Raw genomic sequence first — 18,672 nt, forward strand, 5'->3', positions numbered from 1 at the left:
GCGAGGAATGGGCGCAGCCCAAGGACGAGAAGGATATGACATGACCCGCACCGTTTACGTGAACGGCGAATACCTGCCCGAGACCGAAGCCAAGGTCTCGATCTTCGACCGAGGCTTTCTGATGGCGGATGCCGTCTATGAGGTGACCAGCGTGCTGGATGGCAAGCTGATCGATTTCGAGGGTCACGCGGTGCGCCTGAAGCGGTCGCTGGACGAATTGCAGATGGCCGAACCCTGCAGCAAGGACGAACTGCTCGAAATCCATCGCAAGCTGGTCGAGCTGAACGGCATCAACGAGGGGCTGGTCTATCTGCAGGTCACCCGAGGCAGCGACGGCGACCGCGATTTCGTCTTCCCCTCGGCCGACACCAAGCCGACGCTGGTGCTGTTCACTCAGAACAAGCCCGGTCTGGCTGACAACCCCGCGGCCAGGAAAGGGGCCAAGATCATCTCGATCGAGGATATCCGCTGGGGCCGCCGCGACATCAAGACGGTGCAACTGCTGTACCCGTCCATGGGCAAGATGATGGCCAAGGCCGCTGGGTGTGACGATGCCTGGATGATCGAAGACGGGTATGTCACCGAAGGCACCAGCAACAACGCCTATATCGTCAAGAACGGCAAGATCGTCACCCGCCCGCTGTCGAACGACATCCTGCACGGGATCACCCGCAAGGCCGTACTGCGCATGGCGGCCGAGGCGCAGATGGAAGTCGAGGAGCGCCTGTTCACCATTGACGAAGCAAAAGAGGCCGATGAGGCTTTTACCACTTCGGCCAGCGCTTTCGTAATGCCTGTGGTCGAGATCGACGGCGTAGCGCTGGGCGACGGCACACCCGGCCCGATCGCCACGCGGCTGCGCGAGATTTATCTGGACGAAAGCCGCAAAGCAGCGATCTGAACACCAAGGCCCGCCGATCTGGCGGGCCTTTTTTGTTTTGGCGTCAGTCTTTTTTGCCGACGTTTTCCTCGAACGCGACCTTGAAGGCGGCCTGTTTTTCGGGGCTGGCCTCGGTCTGGTATTTGGATTTCCACTCATCCATGGTCATGCCATAGAAAATCTTGCGGGCTTCGTCCTTGCCCATTTCGATGCCTTTTTCATTGGCGGCCTCCTGATACCAGCGCGCCAGGCAGTTTCGGCAGAACCCGGCCAGGTTCATCATGTCGATGTTCTGAACGTCGGTGCGGTCCTGCATCAGGTGTTTTTGCAGGCGGCGGAAAGCGGCAGCCTGCAGTTCGATCTCGGTCTTGGGGTCCATGGTGGGGCTCCGGTTTGAGGGATTTGATCCAGACCTAGCAAGCCCGTGACCATTGCACAACGCGCGCCGGTTCAGACCAGCTTGAGGGCAATCCAGGGCATCAGGCAGAAGATCAGGGTCAGGATCTTGTAGTTCGCAAGATACTTGAAATAGGCCTTTCTGACCTCGGCCTTGTCCATCTGGAACATGCGGCTGTGAATGGCGGCAATGCGGTCCTGCAGGGCCACCACCATCAGGGTCGACAGCAGCAGGACCGCAAAGTTCAGAACGGTCATCCAGCCGAAAAAGGCTGTCAGGGTTTCAGGTGTCATGACGGCCTCCTTTCACCCCAAAAAATGGGGATTGCCCGCGCGCCGCTCAAGAGAGCGGGCGTCGTTTGGTCGCGGATTTTACGAGCGTTACAGACCGCTTGCGGCCAGCGCGTCCTGCAGGATCGGTGCCAGCCGCTCGGCCCAGGCGCGTTGCCCGGCATGATCGGCGATCAGGTCGTTGCGCAGCTCGATCAGTGCGTTGGGGCGGCCAAAGGCGGTGGCGTGCCGGTCGATCGCATCCCCCGGCAGCACGCCGGTATAGGGTTCGTTGACGCCGACGCACAGATCCCCCTCGGCCCGCAGCCGGTCGATCAGCGGGGCCGAGAACCGCTCGTCCGCGGTGTGCAGGATGCCGACATGCCACGGGCGCGGCGGGCGGCCCCGCAACTGGCGCGTGAAGGAATGCATCGAGACGATCACGGCGTGGGGCAGGGCGGCCATCTTGGCCAGCGCCTCGTGATAAGGACGATAGCACAGGTTCAGGCGCCGTTCGCGCTCGGCGGCGTCGGCATGACGGTTGGCCGGAATGATCGACCCGTCATACAGCTTCATCAACAGGGTCGGGTCGTCCTCGCCCCGGTTCGGGTCGATCACCAGCCGCGAGAAATTGGCCGCGATCACCGGCGCGTTCAGGATCTCGCCCAGATGTTTCGACACCTCGTAGGCGCCCACGTCATAGGCGATGTGGCGCTCCATGTCCTCACGCGGAAGGCCGAGGTCGCCGCCGTTGATCTGCGGTGGTACGGTGTTGGTGGCGTGGTCGCACGTGATCAGCCAGCGGGACGGGCGATCCGCCCCGTGCACGTAAAACGGAGTGTATGTCATGAGCCTGTCATCTTGTTTGTCGCAGGTGTAGGGCAGTTGCCTCGGAAAGGGAATTGCGCAATAAGCGACCCGAACACTGTTTGCGGTAACATTTGGCCATCAAGGAGAGCAAGCGCGATGCGACGCCTGAGAAATGTGAAAATCGTGGCGACGCTGGGCCCGGCGTCCAACGACTATGATACGATCCGCGCGCTGCACGAGGCCGGCGCCGACGTGTTCCGCCTGAACATGAGCCATGGCAGTCATGACGAGATTCGCGAACGCCACCGGATCATCCGGCAGGTGGAAAAGGACGTGGACCGCCCGATCGCCATTCTGGCCGACCTGCAGGGACCCAAGCTGCGCGTGGGCGTTTTTGCCAATGGCGCCGAGGAATTGGTCGAAGGTGCGCCGTTCCGCCTTGATCTGGATGATGCGCCGGGGGACGCCACCCGCGTCTGCCTACCGCATCCCGAGATCTTCCAGGCGCTCGAGCCCGGCGCGCATCTGCTGGTCAATGACGGCAAGATCCGCCTGATCGTCGAGAAGTGCGGCGCCGATTTTGCCGACTGCAAGGTCGAGATCGGCGGCACGATCTCGAACCGCAAAGGCGTGAACGTGCCCGACGTGGTGCTGCCGCTGGCGGCCCTGTCGGAAAAGGACCGGGATGATCTGGAATTCGTCTGCCAACTGGGCGTCGACTGGCTGGCGCTCAGCTTCGTGCAGCGTGCCAAGGACGTGTTCGAGGCCCGCACCCTTGCCGATGGACGCGCCGCCATCCTGTCCAAGATTGAAAAGCCCGCCGCGGTCGAGGCCTTTGAGGAAATCCTGGATGCCTCGGACGGGATCATGGTGGCGCGCGGCGATCTGGGGGTCGAACTGCCGGTTTCGGCCGTGCCGCCGATCCAGAAGCGCCTAGTGCGCCGCTGCCGTGCGGCGGCCAAGCCGGTGATCGTGGCGACGCAGATGCTGGAAAGCATGATCGAAAGCCCGATGCCCACGCGCGCCGAAGTCTCCGACGTGGCGACCGCGATCTATGAGGGCGCCGACGCCATCATGCTAAGTGCCGAATCCGCCGCGGGCGCCTATCCGATCGAGGCGGTCAAGACCATGAACCAGGTCGCCATCGAGGTCGAAGCCGACCCGACCTATGCCGAGATCATCGCTGCCTCGCGCGCCACCAAGGGCACGACCGTGGCCGACGGCATCGTCGCCGCAGCGCGTGAGATCGCCGAGAAGACCGACATAAAGGCGATCTGCTGCTTTACCCAAAGCGGCACCACCGCCCTGCTGACTGCCCGCGAACGACCGCATGTGCCGATCATCGCCATGACCTCGCTGCGGGGCACGGCGCGGCGGCTGTGCCTGTCCTGGGGGTGTCACTGCGTGATGACGCCGGAACTGGAACGCTTCAAGGGGGCGGTGGTCAATGCCGCCCGCGCGGCGCGCGCCAGCGGCTTTGCCAGCCAGTCCGACCAGATCGTCGTGACCGCCGGCGTGCCGTTCAACGTACCCGGCTCGACCAACATCCTGCGCGTCGCGCCCTGTGACGAACGCCTGATCTACGCCACCGACCCGGAATGATGCGCCTTTAGGCGGTACGTGTCTTTGACCCGACGGGTTCCTTCACGGTCTCCATGACCGTGAAGGAACTTGTCTGGTGAATTCCCGGCAACTTGTTGATCTTGTCGCCCAGCACCATGCGGAAATGGGCGATGTCGCGTGTACGCACCGTCAGAAGATAGTCGAATGAGCCCGCCACCATCAGGCAGGTCTCGATCTCGGGCACCCGGCGTACCGCGTCGTTGAACCGGTCCAGAGAGTGATCGGCCGTGGCGGCCAGTGACACCTGAACCACAGTCAGGTGCGCCAGCCCCAGCCTCTCTTTGTCGATCACCGCGCTGTAGCCAGTGATATAGCCGTTTTTCTCAAGCCGTTTCACCCGTTCAGAACAGGGCGTGTTGGTCAGGTTTACACGCGCTGCCAGTTCGACTATGGGCAGGCGGCCATTGGCCTCCAGCTCGGCCAATATGCGTTGGTCGATCTTGTCCAAATCCCTATCCATCAGTCAAATTCCCTGAAATTTTTAGGTGGAGCGGCATTTTTTCCTGAGATTAGACCAAAATCATCCCCTTTCCCTAGTGATTATTCCTGATACTTGACCACAGGGCAGTCTCGACGACGAGTTCCAGGTTCCGGCTGCCCTGCCGGGGGCACGGGCCTCGGCCAAATCAACAAAAAACGGAGGAACGAGATGACAACGAAAATTGTCATAGGACTGGACGGGACAGAGACCGGCGAACGTGCTCTCGAATTTGCCAAGACCCTGGCAAAGCGGATCGACGAGTGCGAGTTGATTGTCGCCTATGTCATCGAATGGTCGCCCTACACATTCCAGACGCCCGAGGAAAACGCCCTGCGGCACAAGCGGCGCGAGGAAGAAATCGCCCTTGCCAACAGCCGCGTGGTCGAACCCGCAGTGGCAGCGCTGAAGGCCGAAGGCTTCAACGCACAGGGCGTCGTCCGGCATGGTGACGTGGCCGAAACGCTGAACGCGATCACCGTCAAGAACGGCGCATCGCAGATCGTTGTCGGCCGGTCATCCGCCGACGGGTTCAAGAAACGCATCTTCGGCAGCTCGACCCAGAATCTCGTCATGCATGCCGACGTCCCGGTCACGGTCGTAAACTGAGGGGAGGAGCAGACATGAAATCGATCAAAACTCTGGGCCTGTCCGGTGCGGCCGCGGCCCTGCTGGCCAACCCCGCACTTGCGCAGGAGGCCCCCGGTCTGGACGAAAAGATCAACCAGGCCTTCTCAAATCTGACGGGCCCCTTCGTCAGCTTCATCTTCGCGCCGCTTCCGGGCACGAGCTTCCCGTGGATCGTGCTGTGGCTGGTCGTGGCCGCAACGGTGTTCACGCTGTACTTCGCCTTTGTGCAGATGCGGTTCTTCGGCCATGCGATCAGCCTTGTCAAAGGTGACTATTCCGACCCCAACGATGCGGGCGAGGTCAGTCACTTCCAGGCGCTGGCAACGGCGCTGTCGGGTACGGTCGGCTTGGGCAACATCGCGGGCGTCGCGGTGGCGATCGGCATCGGCGGACCCGGAGCGACCTTCTGGATGATCCTCGCCGGCCTTCTGGGCATGGCGTCGAAATTCACCGAATGCACGCTGGGCGTGAAGTACCGCAACGAGTACGAGGACGGCACCGTTTCGGGCGGCCCGATGTACTACATGTCCAAGGGCTTTGCCGAGCTGGGGCTTCCCGGGGGCAAGATCCTGGCGGTCCTGTTCTCGATCTTCTGTATCCTTGGCGCGCTGGGCGGAGGTAACATGTTCCAGGCCAACCAAGCGCACCAGCAGATCGCGGGTATCGTCGGCGATTATCCCGGCTGGATCACCGGCCTGGTCTTTGCGACCGTTGTCTTCATGGTCATCGTGGGCGGCCTGAAGTCGATCGCTCGCGTGACCGAGAAGGTCGTGCCGTTCATGGGCATCCTGTATGTTGTGACCGCGCTGGTCATCATCGGCATGAATGCCGACAAGATCGGCTGGGCCTTCGGTCAGATCTTCGCCGGTGCCTTCACTGGTCTGGGCGTGGCCGGCGGCATGGTCGGCGCCCTGATCCAAGGCTTCAAACGCGCCGCCTTCTCGAACGAGGCAGGAGTGGGTTCGGCGGCCATCGCGCACTCGGCCGTCCGCACCAAGGAGCCGATCACCGAAGGCTTCGTCTCGCTGCTCGAGCCGTTCATCGACACGGTGGTGATCTGTACCATGACCGCGTTGGTGATCATCATCACCCAGCAGCTGGTGATCGATCCGGCAACCGGCCTGTACATGCTGAACGAAGAGGGCACGGCGATCGCAACCGTGGATGGAAACGCGGGCGTCAGCCTGACCTCGGCCGCCTTCGGCAGCGCCTTCAGCTGGTTCCCCTACATCCTGGCCGTCGCGGTGATCCTGTTCGCCTTCTCGACCATGATCAGCTGGTCCTACTATGGCCTCAAGGCCTGGACCTATCTGTTCGGCGAAGGCCACACCAAGGAACTGGTGTTCAAGATCATCTTCTGCATCTTCGTAGTGATCGGGGCGGCGGCCAACCTGACGCCGGTCATCGACTTCTCGGATGCGGCGATCTTTGCAATGGCCGTGGTTAACGTCTTTGCACTCTACTTCCTGATGAAAGTGGTGCGCCAGGAACTGGCCTCGTACAGTGCGCGGCTGAAAAGCGGCGAAATCCGCAAGTTCGCCGACTGATGATACCAACCGGGGCGGCCCTGCCGCCCCGGTTCCCGACACCGGTGCGAAAAGGGAAAAACCGGGTCAAAAACCCCTTGCCAGCATGACCGAACTTGCGTAAACGGCGCATCTGATCGCGCGACCGGCCGATGTGGCATGCCGAGTCGCGTTTCGGACCGAACCCTGAAAGGAGACGGAAATGCCCAAGATGAAGACCAAATCGAGCGCCAAGAAGCGCTTCAAGGTGACCGCGACCGGTAAGGTCATGTCGGCTCAGGCCGGCAAGCGGCACGGCATGATCAAGCGGACCAAGAAGTTCATCCGCGACGCCCGTGGCACCACCACCCTGTCCGCCCCCGACGCCAAGATCGTCAAGGGCTACATGCCCTACGACCGCTAAGAGGAGATACCGATATGTCCCGCGTTAAAGGTGGAACCGTAACTCACGCCCGTCACAAGAAGGTCATCAAGGCCGCCAAAGGTTACTATGGCCGCCGCAAGAACACCTTCAAGGTTGCCCGTCAGGCCGTCGACAAGGCCAACCAGTACGCAACCCGCGACCGCAAGAACCGCAAGCGCAACTTCCGCGCTCTGTGGATCCAGCGCATCAACGCCGCTGTTCGTTCGCATGACGAAGCTCTGACCTATTCCCGCTTCATCAACGGCCTGAACCTGGCCGGCATCGAAGTGGACCGCAAAGTCCTGGCCGATCTGGCCGTGCACGAACCGGAAGCGTTCGGCGCGATCGTTGCCAAGGCACAGGCCGCTCTGGCTGCCTGATCTTCTTTCGAGAGACAGTGAAAGAAAGGCCGTCCCGCATGGGGCGGCCTTTTTCGTTGGCGCAACCGGCCAGACTGCCGGCGTCAAAAACGGCCGGGCATCATTTCGAAAAAGTCGGAACAGGCATTAGATAAAGTCGCACATGTGACCGCATCAGATCGTGGCGCTTGAAAGGGTTCGGGCCCGCGTGCTTCATTTTTCATGCAGCGGTCCTTTGAATGGCCGTGCGCGAAAACAACCGAGATGCTGGCATGCGCGCGGCGGTCCCAACCGGGCTGGGGGCGTGATGCAAGACCAGCACCGCAGATGACCAACACGGAGAAATGCCATGAAGAAATTGACCATGCTGCTTGGGGGCGCATCGATGGCGATTGCCATGCCTGCGGTTGCCGCGGATATCGTGATCGGCGTACCGAACTGGGCGTCGGTGAATGCCACCGCGCACATTCTTGAAGTTGTCATCGAAGACAACCTCGGCCTCGATGTCGAATTGCAGAACGGCACCAACCCCATCGTGTTCGAAGCGATGGATTCGGGTGCGATGCACGTCCACCCCGAAGTCTGGATGCCAAACCAGCAGAACCTGCACGACACCTATGTCAAAGAAAAAGGCACCGTCGTGATGAACGAGAACCCGGTCCAGGCCGAGCAGGGTATGTGCGTTCCGACCTACATTGCCGAGGAATATGACATCAAATCCATCGACGACCTGAGCGATCCGGACAAGATGGCGATCTTTGACACTGACGGAAACGGCACTCCCGAGGTTTGGATCGGCGCGCCCGGCTGGGCGTCGACCGTGGTCGAGAAGATCCGCGCCAAATCCTACGGCTATGACCAGATCTTTGAGCTGACCGAGTACGAGGAAACCATCGCCTATGCCAACCTGGCAAACGCGACCAAGGCCGGTGATCCGTGGATCGGGTTCTGCTACAGCCCGCACTACATCTTTGTGACGCAGGAACTGACCGTGCTAGAAGAGCCACCGCATGATCCGGCCACCTGGACGATCGTTCAGCCCACCGATGACCCGGATTGGCTGGACAAGTCCGAGGCCTCGACCGCGTGGAACGGGGCAACTCTGCACCTGCACTACGCCAAAGAGCTTGAGGAAAGCCACCCCGAGGTCGCGGCCCTGTTCCGCAACTACCAGATGCAGGGTGACGATCTGAGCGCGATGGGAAAGGCGCTGGCCGTGGACAACGTGGAAGCAGCCGATTTCGCCCGCCAGTGGGTGGCTGAAAACGAAGACACCGTTATCGGCTGGCTGACGAACTAAATCAGAAACGCAGGGGGCCGTCGCGACTGATCGCGGCGGCCCTTTGCCTGTTTGCCGGGATGCAACCCCGTAGATGAGGGGCAAATGGACGAACCTGTCGTAAAACTAGAAAATGTCTGGAAAATTTTCGGCGCACGGGCCGAAGAAGCCATGGCCGCAGTCCGAAATGAAGGTATTCGAAAACCTGAAGTTCTTGAAAGATTCAATTGCGTGGTCGGCGTTCAAGGCGCCACGTTCGAAGTGCCACGTGGCGAGATTTTTTGCATCATGGGCCTGTCGGGTTCGGGCAAATCGACCCTTGTGCGCCATGTCAATCGCCTGATCGAGCCCACGGCCGGAAAGATCGAGATCATGGGGCAGGACGTGTCCAAGATCTCCGAGTCCGAACTGCGCCGCATCCGCGCCCAGCAGATCGGGATGGTGTTCCAGCACATGGCGCTGATGCCGCACCGCTCGGTGCGCGACAACGTGGCCTATCCGCTGGAGATCCGCAAAGTCTCGAAATCCAAGCGTTGGGCAGTGTCCGATCACGCGCTGGGCCTGGTGGATCTGACCGGCTATGAGGACCGGCTGCCGAAGGAACTGTCGGGCGGGATGCAGCAGCGCGTAGGCATTGCGCGCGCGCTGGCCTCGGACCCGGAAATCCTGCTGATGGACGAACCGTTCTCGGCACTGGACCCGCTGATCAGGTTGCAGTTGCAGGACCAGTTCAAGGCTCTGGTTGCACAGCTGAAAAAGACCACGCTGTTCATCACCCATGACCTGGACGAGGCGATCCGTATCGGTCATCGCATCGCCATCATGAAGGACGGTGTGATCGTCCAGATCGGCACGCCCGAGGACATCGTGATGAACCCGGCCGATGACTATGTGCGCGAGTTCGTGCAGGGCATATCCAAGCTCAAACTGGTCAAGGCGCATTCGATCATGGAGTCGTTGGACAGTTACTCCGGCCCGCTGGATGGCGCGCCGCGCGCGGATGAGGGCGCAGACCTCGACCAGCTGATCGATCTGGCCGTGAACACCGAGCTTCCGGTGGTGATCACCGACGGCGGTCAGGATGTGGGCGTCGTGACCAAACCACGCCTGCTGCGCGGAATTCAGGGGGGCAAAAATGACTGATGCAACCACGGAATTGAAAGTCACGGCCGCCTCCGACATCGAGGTGGACCGCGAGGCGCTGGATCGGTCGATCCACGAATTCGCAGGCCCTAATGGTGACTACTACGTCAAAGCCTTTCACAAGATCCATGATGCGACCAGTCCGATCCCGAACACGTTCAACTTGTGGGCGGCGGTGCTGGGGCCGTTCTGGTCCGCCTCGCGGGCGATCTGGGGGATGTTCTGGACCTTCCTGATCCTTGAGATCATCGCTTGGGTGCAGATCGGTCGCGGCGCTTGGGGCAACCCGGGGGCAGATCTGGCCGAACGCGCGGCCCGTCAGCAGGAACGCGCAAACGAGTTGCTGGCTCGCGCGGCGGATGCAATCGAGAAGGCAGACATCGACCGATTCAACAAACTGGCCGCAAATATCCAGAAAGCGGCGGACAGCAGCCTTGAGAAAGCGCAGCTGGCGCAGTCCGAAGCCTTGGGGATCATGGTCACCGGTCTTCTGATGCTGCTGGTTTTCAAGCTGGTGCAGGGGTTCTACGCTGACCGGGTGTACGAAAAACAGTATTCGAACTGGCGGATCGACCCCGAAAGCACCGAAAGCGGCCGCTCGACCCGGAACACGGTTCTAGGCGCGGTTCTGGTGGCAGCGATCGGCCCGCTGATCGTGTACAAATTCACTGTGAACGCATCGCTGCCTCTGTTGGACGCTTTCCCTGAAAAGGCAGTGTCGGAAATGATCCTCGGGCCTGATCAGGGCACGCTGTTCTCGGCCCTGGCCAGTTGGATGGAGGCCCGGATCGACGCTGCAGCTGCCGCAGGCGGAGACATTTTCGACGGGATCGTTGCCGGTGTACGCTCGGTTCTGGACGGGTTGACGGTGGCCCTGATCGGATCGCCCTGGCCGGTGGTCATGCTGGTGATCTGCGTGACCGCGTGGCGCGCGGCGGGACCGCGCGTGGCGATCTTCACTGCCGCGTCGTTGGCCTATATCGCGCTGCTGGGCTATTGGGACGTGGCGATGGAGACGGTGGCTTTGGTGGGCGCGGCCGTGCTGCTGTGCGTCACCTTCGGTATTCCGCTGGGCATCTGGTTCGGCAAATCAAAACGCGCCTATCGCGCGGCCGAGCCGGTGCTGGACCTGATGCAGACCCTGCCGGCCTTCGTCTACCTGATCCCGATCATCGCCTTCTTTGGCACCGGCAACCCGCCAGGCATCTTGGCCACGATCATCTTCGGTATGCCGCCGGTGATCCGCCTGACGGCGCTGGGCATGCGCGGGGTGCCGGAAAGCATCAAAGAGGCCGCCGTGGCCTTTGGCGCCTCGAAATGGCAGTTGCTGAAGGACGTGGAAATCCCGCTGGCGCTGCCTTCGATCATGACCGGCGTGAACCAGACCATCCTGATGTGCCTGTCGATGGTCGTGATCATCTCGCTGATCGGCGGCGGGGGTCTGGGCAAGGAAATCCTTGAGGCGCTGCAATACGCGGCCAAGGGGCCGGGCCTGCTGGGCGGTTTTGCGATCCTGTTCCTGGCCATGGTCATGGACCGCATCGTCCAGGGCGCCTTCCGACGCGAAGACGAAAAGATCTGACGCGACAGCCGCCCCCCGGGTCACCAGTGGGGGCGGTTTCATTTCAGGGCGGGGAGACACGATGGCGGACCGCTACGAACAATCCATGATGGACAACCTGTACTGGTGGGGCGTGCCCACCCTGTTCCGGTGCCCCCATGTGGGGCCGCAGGATCAGGATATCGCTCTTGTGGGCGTGCCGCATTCCGCCGGTAACGGCACCACCGAGCGCGACCAGCATCTGGGCCCGCGTGCGCTGCGTCATGTCTCGGCCGTGCAGCGCCGGGTGCATTCGTTGTTCCAGATCGATCCGTGGTCAAGCGCGCGCATTGCCGATGTGGGCGACGTGCCGTTCCCGCGCGCCAACGACAACGAGGACTGCATCGAGCGCATCACCGCCTTCTACCGTGACATCGACGCCGCCGGGGCGCGGCCCGTTTCGGTGGGCGGCGATCACTCGATTACGGGTGGGATCGTACAGGCGCTGGGCCGAGGCAAACTGGCGGGCGGGCAACCAGTCAGCTTTCTGCATCTGGACGCGCATACGGATGTGTTCACCAAAGTCGATCATTTCCTGGGGGCCAAGAAGTCGGCTGCGCATTGGGGAGCTTACCTGGCCGATCAGGGGCAGGTGGACCCGACCCGGTCGATGCAGATCGGATTGCGGGGGCATCCGCGCAGCCTGGACTGGCTACAACCCTCGTATGACTATGGCTACAACATCGTCACCATGCGCGAGTTCCGCCAGCGTGGCTTGGCCGATGTGGTGGCCCAAACGCGCGAGGTTCTGGGCGACCGGCCGGTTTACATTACCTTCGATCTCGACTGCCTGGATCCGACCATCGCGCCGGGGGTGTCGAACCTGGAACCCGGCGAAAAGGGTTTTGACATCGACGAGGCCGTGGGCATCCTGCATGCCGCGCGGGGGCTCAACATCGTCGGCGGCGATGTGGTCTGCATGATGCCGACCAAGGATAGCCCCAACAACATCACCGCGCTGACGGCGGCTGCGGTGATGTTCGAGATGATCTCGATGATCGCCGAGAACGTCGCCCGGGCCTAGCGCCGCGCGTCGATCGCCTGGGCCAGCACGCACAGCAGTTCGAACATCAGCGAAATGCCCAGCCATGCGGTGCCGCCCGATGGGTCGAAGGGTGGCGAGACCTCGACCAGATCCGCGCCCACAAGGTTCACCCCTTCCAGCTTGCGGATGACCTGCTGGGCCTGAAAGCTGTTGGGGCCGCCGATCTCGGGCGTGCCGGTGCCGGGGGCATGGGTGGGGTCCACGAAATCGATGTCATAGGTGCAATAGCAGGGCGCGTCACCGACGATGGAGCGGACCTCGGTCATGACATCGTCGATGCCGCGGTCGAACAGTTCTTCGATGCGGATGATGCGGATGCCCTGCGCCTCGCCCCATTCGATATCCTCGGTGTTGTAGGCGGTGCCGCGAATGCCCACCTGCACGAAGCGTTCGGGATCGACCAGCCCTTCCTCGACTGCGCGGCGGAACGGGGTGCCGTGGGTATACTTATGCCCGCCGAAATAGCTGTCGAACAGGTCGGTATGGCTGTCGAACTGGATCAGCCCAAGCGGGCCGTCGCTAGCCAGCGCCCGCAGGACGGGCAGGGTGGTCAGGTGATCACCGCCCGCCGTCAGGGGTACTATGCCACGCAGCATCAGGTCGGTGTAGAAGCGGGTGACGCGGTCCAACGTATCCTCGATATCCACCGGGTTGGGGGGCACGTCGCCCAGATCGGCACAGTTGACCAGTTCGAACGGGGCAACCCCGGTCACCGGGTTCATGGCGCGGATCATGGTGGACTGGTCGCGTAACTGCCGTGGCCCGTGCCGCGCGCCGGGCCGGTTGGTGGTGCCCCCGTCCCAGGGGATGCCGACCAGCCCAAGCTCGACCAGATCCATCCGGTCGTCGTCCGGGGTCAGGGCCGGCAGGCGCATGAAAGTGGGGACACCGGCAAAGCGCGCCAGCTCCATCGCCGAGACGGGTTGAAAGAACGCATTTGCCATGGGGCCCCCTGTGTCGTCGTTTGCCCGAGCCTAGCGGCAAGCCCGCGTCAAAAACACCCGGTCCGCGACACAACGGCGTCGGATCAGGACAGAATCCGGAAATTGGTTCGGATCTCGGCCTCCTGTTCGGGGCTGAGGTATTGCGGGTGATGCGTGCGCAGGATTTCACGCGCGCGGTCGCGGGCGTTGGACCAGGCATCGCGTGCGCCGCTGTCCTGCCAGCTGCGCGGCTCGGCCCGATCGGCAAGAGCGGGGTAGAAATAGTCGCGCTCCATCGCTGCATGGGTGTGGGCACTGCCCAGGAAATGGCCCTCGCCCAGAACCGACTGGCAGATCGCGTCAAAGCCCAGGTTTTCTTCGGTCACCTCGATCCCGCGCAGGGCGCGATAGGTGTGCGAATGCATCTCGTCATCCAGCACGAACCCCTCGAAGCTGACCCCCAGCAGCGAGGCCGTCATGCCCGAGCTTTCGTAGATCAAATTGCCGCCGGCCAGTGCTGCGGCCAGCGAGGTGATGCCTTTTTCGGCGCCGTATTGCGCGTCGATGGCCTTGGCATCGGTCATCGAACAGGCCACGCCCGAGGGCAGCCCCAGCCAGTTGGTGATCTGGGCCGAGGCCGCGTTCAACACGGCGGTTTCGCCACTGCCGCCCGAAAAAGCGCCGGTGCGCAGATCGATGATGAACGGCCAGTTCGAAAACACCATGGGAAAGCCCGGCCGGATCGCGTTGACCATGACCAGGCTGGCCAGGGTTTCGGCCAGCGACTGGGCCAGAAACCCGGCCATGGTGGCGGGCGCGGTCGCCCCGGCTTGGGCTGCTGTGATGCAGGACATGGGGATGTTGTGCGCGATGCATTCATAGACCACGTCCACCGCATCTTCGCCGTACCGCAAGGGCGAGATCACCGGGCTGATATGCGCCTTCAAAAACGGGCGTTCCGCAAAGGCGTCTTGGCCTCCGGCGGCGATGTCCAGCATCCGCACGATGGGCGCGACATGTTCGGCCAGCGTGAACGAGGTCGCTACCGGTTTGGTGGTATTCCGGATCAGCGCATAGGCGGTATTCACGTCCAGATCGAAATTGTCCGGCACGTCGGTGGCGACACAGCATCGGGTGAACCAGCTGACATTGGCCAGCGTGTCCTGAAGGCGGGTGAAATCATGCAGGTCGGCCAGGGTCGACGGGCGATAAAGCCCGCTGTCCAGGTCCAGCGTCTGGACCGCCGCTCCGCCGGTGCCGAAATGCACGCGGTCGCCGCCCACCTTGATCGACCGGGCCGGGTCGCGCCCGTGCAGGGTAAAGCGTTTGGCGGCCTGTCGGACCGCGCCTTCGACCATCGTGCGAGGAAAGACCAGCCGTCCCGGCGGGCCTGGCCGCGCACCTGCGGCGATCAGGTCTTGTGCCAGGCGGTCGGGCACCTCGCCCATGCCCAGCGTTTCCAGCAGGCGCAGGGCGGTGTCGTGGATCGCCGCGATCTCGGGCAAGGTCAGGGGTTTGTACTGCCCGCCGATCTGGCCGGGCGCGCAGGGGTCAAAGGCCGGTTTGGCCGCCCGTTGCGCCAGCCTCGCCCGCCGCCCGCCGCGTTTGCCCTGTTCTGGCATCTCCGAAGGCTCCTGATCCGATCCTGCCCTGCAGGTTACGCGGCAACGCGGGGTGCGGCCAAAGCGGAAATGCCGTTTTGAGAAATCTCAATCCCCGTTTCGATTTTTCGGGACCGGTGACTGCACCATTGCCCGCCCGCCGCGCCGTTCGGCAGGGTTTGGGGAACGTCAGAAGGAGCACACCCATGAAATCGCGCACCAAGGTCGTGGTGATCGGCGGCGGAATCGCCGGCTGTTCAACCCTGTATCACCTGACGCAAGAAGGCTGGAGCGACGTGGTTCTGGTGGAGCGAAACGAGCTGACATCCGGCACCACCTGGCATTCGGCCGCACAGGTGACGAATTTCGGAATGAACCAGACGATGGTGGGGCTCAAGACCCACTCGATCAACCTGTACAAGGAACTGGCCGAAGACCCGGACTATCCGATCAACTACCACCATGGCGACGGCGGCATCCGGTTGGCCAATACCGAGGCGCAGATGCAGGGCTATCGCCATTTCGCTTCGATGGCGCGGGGGATGGACGTGCATTTCGAGGTGATCGACGCGCAGGAATGCGCCCGTCGCCACCCGCTCATTTCCACCGACAATCTGCTGGGCGGGTTGTGGGATCCGCTGGACGGGGACATCGACCCCGCCCAGCTGTGTCAGGCGCTGGCGCGGCGGGCGCGCAAGGCCGGGGCCGAAGTCTATCGCAACACGCCAGTCACGGCTCTGACCCAGCACAAAGACGACACCTGGACCGTTCATACCGAGCACGGCGACATCGACTGCGACATCGTGGTGAATGCCTGTGGCTACCGCGTGAACGAGGTTGGCGCGATGATGGGCGTGCACCATCCCGTGGCCTCGATGGAGCACCAGTATTTCCTGACCGAGGAAATCCCCGCGATCCGCGATGCCGGCCACCGCATGCCGCTGCTGCGCTGCCCGATCAGCGATTATTACTGCCGGCAGGAGAAGAACGGGCTGCTGCTGGGTTTCTACGAGCAAGACTGCAAGACCTGGGGCATGGACGGGATCGACCCGAACTTCGTCAACGCGCTGTGCCCGGACGATCTGGACCGGGTGACCGATGTGCTGGAAGGCGCGTTTGCCCGCATGCCCGCCCTGATGGAGGCGGGGATCCACACGGTCGTCAACGGCCCGATCACCTATACGATCGACGGTGCGCCCCTGGTGGGGCTGATCCCCGGCAAGCGCAACGCCTATTGCATCATCGGCCTGCGGGCCGGGCTGGGCGAGGGGGGCGGCCACGGCTGGCTGCTGGCCCAGCAGATCGTGCATGGCGAGGCCTGTTATGACACTTGGTGCCTCGACCCGCGCCGGTTCGCCGGGCACGCCAATGTCGAGCTGACCGCGCTGAAGGCGATCGAGGACTACCAGAACGAATTCCGCTTTCACTTTCCGCACGAACACCGTCCCGCCGGGCGGCCCGCCAAGACAACGCCGTTGACCCCGGTTCTGGCCGCCGAGGGCGCGGCGTTTACCGTGGTGAATGGTTGGGAGCGAGTCGAGTACATCAAGCCCACGCCCGATTTCACGCCGACGCTCAGTTTCGATTTTGACGAAACATTCGACGTGATCGCCGCCGAGGTCGCCAATGTGCAGCAGAATGTCGGGCTGGCCGAGGTCAACGGGTTCAACCGGATCGAGATTACCGGTGCCGACCGGCATGCGTTCCTCGACCGGATGATCTGCGGCGCGCTGCCCCGTCGACAAGGGCGGGTGGGATTGGCCTATCTGCTGAACCACAAGGGCATGGTCAAGGCCGAGGCGACCATCGCCAATCTGCCCGCCAGCGACCGTGGGCCGGATCGCGTCTGGTACGGCTCGGCCGCCGCGGCCGAGCTGCATGACATGGATTGGTTGTCCCGACACATCGCCCCCGACGAGGACGTACAGTTACGCAACCTGACCAACGACCAGACCATCCTGGTCCTGGCCGGACCACGGGCGCGTGACGTGCTGTCGGCCTGCTCGCGCGGGGATTGGTCGCGGGACGCCTTCCCGTGGCTCAGCGTACGCGAGTGCTTTGTCGGGATCGCGCCCGCCACCGTGATGGGCGTCAGTTTCTCGGGTGAGCTGGCCTATGAGATCCATGTACCCAACGCCTCGCTCTACGCGGCCTATCTTGCGCTGCGACAGGCCGGACAGGCCTTTGGCCTGCAATTGTTCGGCGCGCGGGCGGTCGAGTCGATGCGGATTGAGAAGACTTTCCTGCATTGGAAAGCGGATCTGATCACGGAGTTCGATCCGCTTGAAACCGGGCTGAACCGCTTTGTCCGGCTGGACAAGCCGGAGTTCATCGGGCGCGCGGCGCTGATCGAACGGCAGGCCAACGGGCCGTCGCGCAAGTTGGTTGCGCTGCAAGTGCAGGCCACGCACGCGCCCGCGCATCCCGGCGCGTCGCTGATGGCCGGGGATCGGGTGGTTGGAACGGTGACCTCGGGCGACTGGGGGCATCGCACCGGGCTGAACCTGGCACATGCCTTTGTCGAGCCGCACCTGTCCACCGAAGGCAGCGAGATGATGCTGGACCTGTGTGGTGACAGGGTTCCGGCGCGGGTGATCCCTGCCTGCCCCTACGATCCCGACTTCACCCACATGCGCAGCTAAAGCGGGTGGCCAACATTCACCATTGCCCGAAAGCCAAAACTCTGTTTCGCTAGTTTCGATGAAATCGAAATTGCGGGAGGGTTTTGCCCCGTGTCCAAACCGCTGAGCCTGCGTTGGCTGGAGGTGTTTCGCCTGGTAGCCAAGTCTGGGTCGATTCAACAGGTGGCCTCGGAAACTGGCCTGTCGATCAGCACCGTGTCCAACCATCTGCGCAGTCTCGAAGACGCTTTGGGCGTCGGCCTCGTCGATCACGGTCGCCGTCCGATGAGCCTGACACCGGCTGGCGAGGTATTTTCGCGTTATGTACGGGATGGCCTGACCGTGTTGAAGCGGGGCGAGGCCGAGATCCGGTCTGGCAACTGGCGCCACGCCACCGATCTGCGGCTGGCCCTGGTGGATGATTTCGACAACCAGATCGCGCCCGAACTGATCCGGTTCCTAGCCCATGCGCTGCCGCGCTGCAATTTCCGGCATTTCACACGGCCCAGCCACGAGATCATCGAGAAATTGCAGGAACACAAACTGGACGCAGGTGTGGCGACCCGACCGCCGGGCGGCACGCAGGGGCTGATCGAGTACCCACTTCTGCGTGATCCGTTCATCGTGATCGTGCCCGAGAAGTTCAAGGGAGACATTCAGGACCTGTTCTCGCCCCATTCCGACCTGCCGCTGCTGCGGTATTCGCGTGACTACACGATCGGCAAGCAGATCGAGATCCAGCTGACGCGCAACAAGTACAATCTGCCCAACCGGTTCGAGTTGGAATGCAACCAGTCGATCATGGGGCTGGTGGCAGAAGGCAGCGGATGGGCGATCACCACCGCTGGATGCTTCCACCGGGCGCATCGCTATCATGACTCGGTCCGGGCAACGCCTTTTCCGGGTCGAAACTTTGTCAGGATCGTTTCCCTGTTCACGACCGAGGTCTATCCGGACACCACCTCAAAACTGATCCACAAGGCCCTCAGCAGCTTGATCCGGCAGTATTTTACCGAGCCGATGTGCAAACGGCATTTGTGGCTGAAGGGTGATTTCCGGACGATGGAAGACCAGGCCGCCTGATC

Annotated in this window: 18 protein-coding genes; 12 read left to right on the forward strand and 6 right to left on the reverse strand. The window is 62.5% G+C overall.

Annotated features, from left to right (window positions below):
- Positions 1-40: 40 nt before the first annotated feature.
- Positions 41-901, forward strand: coding sequence for a D-amino-acid transaminase (locus tag AC2FMD_RS15745; RefSeq protein WP_496679448.1), 861 nt, complete (start codon positions 41-43; stop codon positions 899-901).
- Between the two features lie 43 nt (positions 902-944).
- On the opposite strand, the gene AC2FMD_RS15750 is transcribed toward AC2FMD_RS15745, so the two are convergent.
- The 3 genes from AC2FMD_RS15750 to AC2FMD_RS15760 form a co-directional block, all read right to left on the reverse strand.
- A complete protein-coding gene (locus AC2FMD_RS15750) occupies positions 945-1,259 on the reverse strand; it encodes a DUF1244 domain-containing protein (RefSeq protein ID WP_496679446.1) in 315 nt (104 codons plus the stop codon).
- A 71-nt stretch (positions 1,260-1,330) separates the two neighbouring features.
- Complete coding sequence (locus tag AC2FMD_RS15755; RefSeq protein WP_496679444.1) at positions 1,331-1,570, reverse strand: DUF6868 family protein; 240 nt, start codon at positions 1,568-1,570, stop codon at positions 1,331-1,333.
- A gap of 87 nt (positions 1,571-1,657) precedes the next feature.
- The gene (locus tag AC2FMD_RS15760) at positions 1,658-2,395 is read right to left on the reverse strand and encodes an N-formylglutamate amidohydrolase (RefSeq protein WP_490361237.1); all 738 of its coding nucleotides are present in this window, start codon (positions 2,393-2,395) and stop codon (positions 1,658-1,660) included.
- Between the two features lie 117 nt (positions 2,396-2,512).
- On the opposite strand from AC2FMD_RS15760, the gene pyk reads away from it, so the two are divergent.
- Positions 2,513-3,958 (forward strand): pyruvate kinase, encoded by a 1,446-nt coding sequence (pyk, locus tag AC2FMD_RS15765; protein WP_496679439.1) that lies wholly within the window; start codon positions 2,513-2,515, stop codon positions 3,956-3,958.
- A gap of 7 nt (positions 3,959-3,965) precedes the next feature.
- On the opposite strand, the gene AC2FMD_RS15770 is transcribed toward pyk, so the two are convergent.
- Positions 3,966-4,439 (reverse strand): Lrp/AsnC family transcriptional regulator, encoded by a 474-nt coding sequence (locus tag AC2FMD_RS15770; protein WP_496679437.1) that lies wholly within the window; start codon positions 4,437-4,439, stop codon positions 3,966-3,968.
- A gap of 189 nt (positions 4,440-4,628) precedes the next feature.
- On the opposite strand from AC2FMD_RS15770, the gene AC2FMD_RS15775 reads away from it, so the two are divergent.
- The 8 genes from AC2FMD_RS15775 (at position 4,629) to AC2FMD_RS15810 (ending at position 12,421) form a co-directional block, all read left to right on the forward strand.
- A complete protein-coding gene (locus AC2FMD_RS15775; protein WP_496688705.1) occupies positions 4,629-5,066 on the forward strand; it encodes a universal stress protein in 438 nt (145 codons plus the stop codon).
- A gap of 14 nt (positions 5,067-5,080) precedes the next feature.
- A complete protein-coding gene (locus AC2FMD_RS15780) occupies positions 5,081-6,634 on the forward strand; it encodes an alanine/glycine:cation symporter family protein (RefSeq protein WP_496795235.1) in 1,554 nt (517 codons plus the stop codon).
- Between the two features lie 181 nt (positions 6,635-6,815).
- On the forward strand, positions 6,816-7,016 hold the full coding sequence (gene rpmI, locus AC2FMD_RS15785; RefSeq protein WP_039523697.1) for a 50S ribosomal protein L35: 201 nt from the start codon (positions 6,816-6,818) through the stop codon (positions 7,014-7,016).
- Positions 7,017-7,030: 14 nt separating this feature from the next.
- The gene (gene rplT, locus AC2FMD_RS15790; RefSeq protein ID WP_093965154.1) at positions 7,031-7,396 is read left to right on the forward strand and encodes a 50S ribosomal protein L20; all 366 of its coding nucleotides are present in this window, start codon (positions 7,031-7,033) and stop codon (positions 7,394-7,396) included.
- A gap of 328 nt (positions 7,397-7,724) precedes the next feature.
- Positions 7,725-8,675, forward strand: coding sequence for an ABC transporter substrate-binding protein (locus tag AC2FMD_RS15795; protein ID WP_496679430.1), 951 nt, complete (start codon positions 7,725-7,727; stop codon positions 8,673-8,675).
- Between the two features lie 84 nt (positions 8,676-8,759).
- Entirely contained in the window at positions 8,760-9,797 is a 1,038-nt protein-coding gene (locus AC2FMD_RS15800) for a quaternary amine ABC transporter ATP-binding protein (protein WP_496742030.1), read from the forward strand.
- Positions 9,790-11,379 carry an ABC transporter permease gene (locus AC2FMD_RS15805; RefSeq protein WP_496742028.1) on the forward strand — a complete coding sequence of 530 codons (1,590 nt, stop codon included), beginning with the start codon at positions 9,790-9,792 and terminating at the stop codon, positions 11,377-11,379. Before AC2FMD_RS15800 ends, AC2FMD_RS15805 begins: the two co-directional genes overlap by 8 nt.
- A gap of 61 nt (positions 11,380-11,440) precedes the next feature.
- Positions 11,441-12,421 (forward strand): arginase family protein, encoded by a 981-nt coding sequence (locus tag AC2FMD_RS15810; RefSeq protein WP_475142816.1) that lies wholly within the window; start codon positions 11,441-11,443, stop codon positions 12,419-12,421.
- Here AC2FMD_RS15810 and AC2FMD_RS15815 read toward each other — a convergent pair.
- The gene (locus AC2FMD_RS15815) at positions 12,418-13,386 is read right to left on the reverse strand and encodes an agmatinase (RefSeq protein ID WP_496742026.1); all 969 of its coding nucleotides are present in this window, start codon (positions 13,384-13,386) and stop codon (positions 12,418-12,420) included. The two genes, AC2FMD_RS15810 and AC2FMD_RS15815, sit on opposite strands and share 4 nt — an antisense overlap.
- An 83-nt stretch (positions 13,387-13,469) precedes the next feature.
- The gene (locus AC2FMD_RS15820; RefSeq protein ID WP_496742025.1) at positions 13,470-14,987 is read right to left on the reverse strand and encodes a trimethylamine methyltransferase family protein; all 1,518 of its coding nucleotides are present in this window, start codon (positions 14,985-14,987) and stop codon (positions 13,470-13,472) included.
- A 185-nt stretch (positions 14,988-15,172) separates the two neighbouring features.
- Between AC2FMD_RS15820 and AC2FMD_RS15825 the strand changes: the two genes are divergently transcribed.
- Positions 15,173-17,608, forward strand: a complete 2,436-nt coding sequence (locus tag AC2FMD_RS15825; RefSeq protein ID WP_496795236.1) for a GcvT family protein — start codon at positions 15,173-15,175, stop codon at positions 17,606-17,608.
- Positions 17,609-17,698: 90 nt separating this feature from the next.
- Entirely contained in the window at positions 17,699-18,670 is a 972-nt protein-coding gene (locus AC2FMD_RS15830; protein WP_496679415.1) for a LysR family transcriptional regulator, read from the forward strand.
- Positions 18,671-18,672: the final 2 nt, after the last annotated feature.

The sequence above is a fragment of the Ruegeria sp. BHSC276 genome, from assembly GCF_059612945.1.

Excerpts from the sequence above, each read along its gene's own strand:
- AC2FMD_RS15745 (WP_496679448.1), top strand. The coding sequence starts at position 41 with ATGACCCGCACCGTTTACGTGAACGGCGAATACCTGCCCGAGACCGAA.
- AC2FMD_RS15750 (WP_496679446.1), bottom strand. The coding sequence starts at position 1,259 with ATGGACCCCAAGACCGAGATCGAACTGCAGGCTGCCGCTTTCCGCCGC.
- AC2FMD_RS15755 (WP_496679444.1), bottom strand. The coding sequence starts at position 1,570 with ATGACACCTGAAACCCTGACAGCCTTTTTCGGCTGGATGACCGTTCTG.
- AC2FMD_RS15760 (WP_490361237.1), bottom strand. The coding sequence starts at position 2,395 with ATGACATACACTCCGTTTTACGTGCACGGGGCGGATCGCCCGTCCCGC.
- pyk (WP_496679439.1), top strand. The coding sequence starts at position 2,513 with ATGCGACGCCTGAGAAATGTGAAAATCGTGGCGACGCTGGGCCCGGCG.
- AC2FMD_RS15770 (WP_496679437.1), bottom strand. The coding sequence starts at position 4,439 with ATGGATAGGGATTTGGACAAGATCGACCAACGCATATTGGCCGAGCTG.
- AC2FMD_RS15775 (WP_496688705.1), top strand. The coding sequence starts at position 4,629 with ATGACAACGAAAATTGTCATAGGACTGGACGGGACAGAGACCGGCGAA.
- AC2FMD_RS15780 (WP_496795235.1), top strand. The coding sequence starts at position 5,081 with ATGAAATCGATCAAAACTCTGGGCCTGTCCGGTGCGGCCGCGGCCCTG.
- rpmI (WP_039523697.1), top strand. The coding sequence starts at position 6,816 with ATGCCCAAGATGAAGACCAAATCGAGCGCCAAGAAGCGCTTCAAGGTG.
- rplT (WP_093965154.1), top strand. The coding sequence starts at position 7,031 with ATGTCCCGCGTTAAAGGTGGAACCGTAACTCACGCCCGTCACAAGAAG.
- AC2FMD_RS15795 (WP_496679430.1), top strand. The coding sequence starts at position 7,725 with ATGAAGAAATTGACCATGCTGCTTGGGGGCGCATCGATGGCGATTGCC.
- AC2FMD_RS15800 (WP_496742030.1), top strand. The coding sequence starts at position 8,760 with ATGGACGAACCTGTCGTAAAACTAGAAAATGTCTGGAAAATTTTCGGC.
- AC2FMD_RS15805 (WP_496742028.1), top strand. The coding sequence starts at position 9,790 with ATGACTGATGCAACCACGGAATTGAAAGTCACGGCCGCCTCCGACATC.
- AC2FMD_RS15810 (WP_475142816.1), top strand. The coding sequence starts at position 11,441 with ATGGCGGACCGCTACGAACAATCCATGATGGACAACCTGTACTGGTGG.
- AC2FMD_RS15815 (WP_496742026.1), bottom strand. The coding sequence starts at position 13,386 with ATGGCAAATGCGTTCTTTCAACCCGTCTCGGCGATGGAGCTGGCGCGC.
- AC2FMD_RS15820 (WP_496742025.1), bottom strand. The coding sequence starts at position 14,987 with ATGCCAGAACAGGGCAAACGCGGCGGGCGGCGGGCGAGGCTGGCGCAA.
- AC2FMD_RS15825 (WP_496795236.1), top strand. The coding sequence starts at position 15,173 with ATGAAATCGCGCACCAAGGTCGTGGTGATCGGCGGCGGAATCGCCGGC.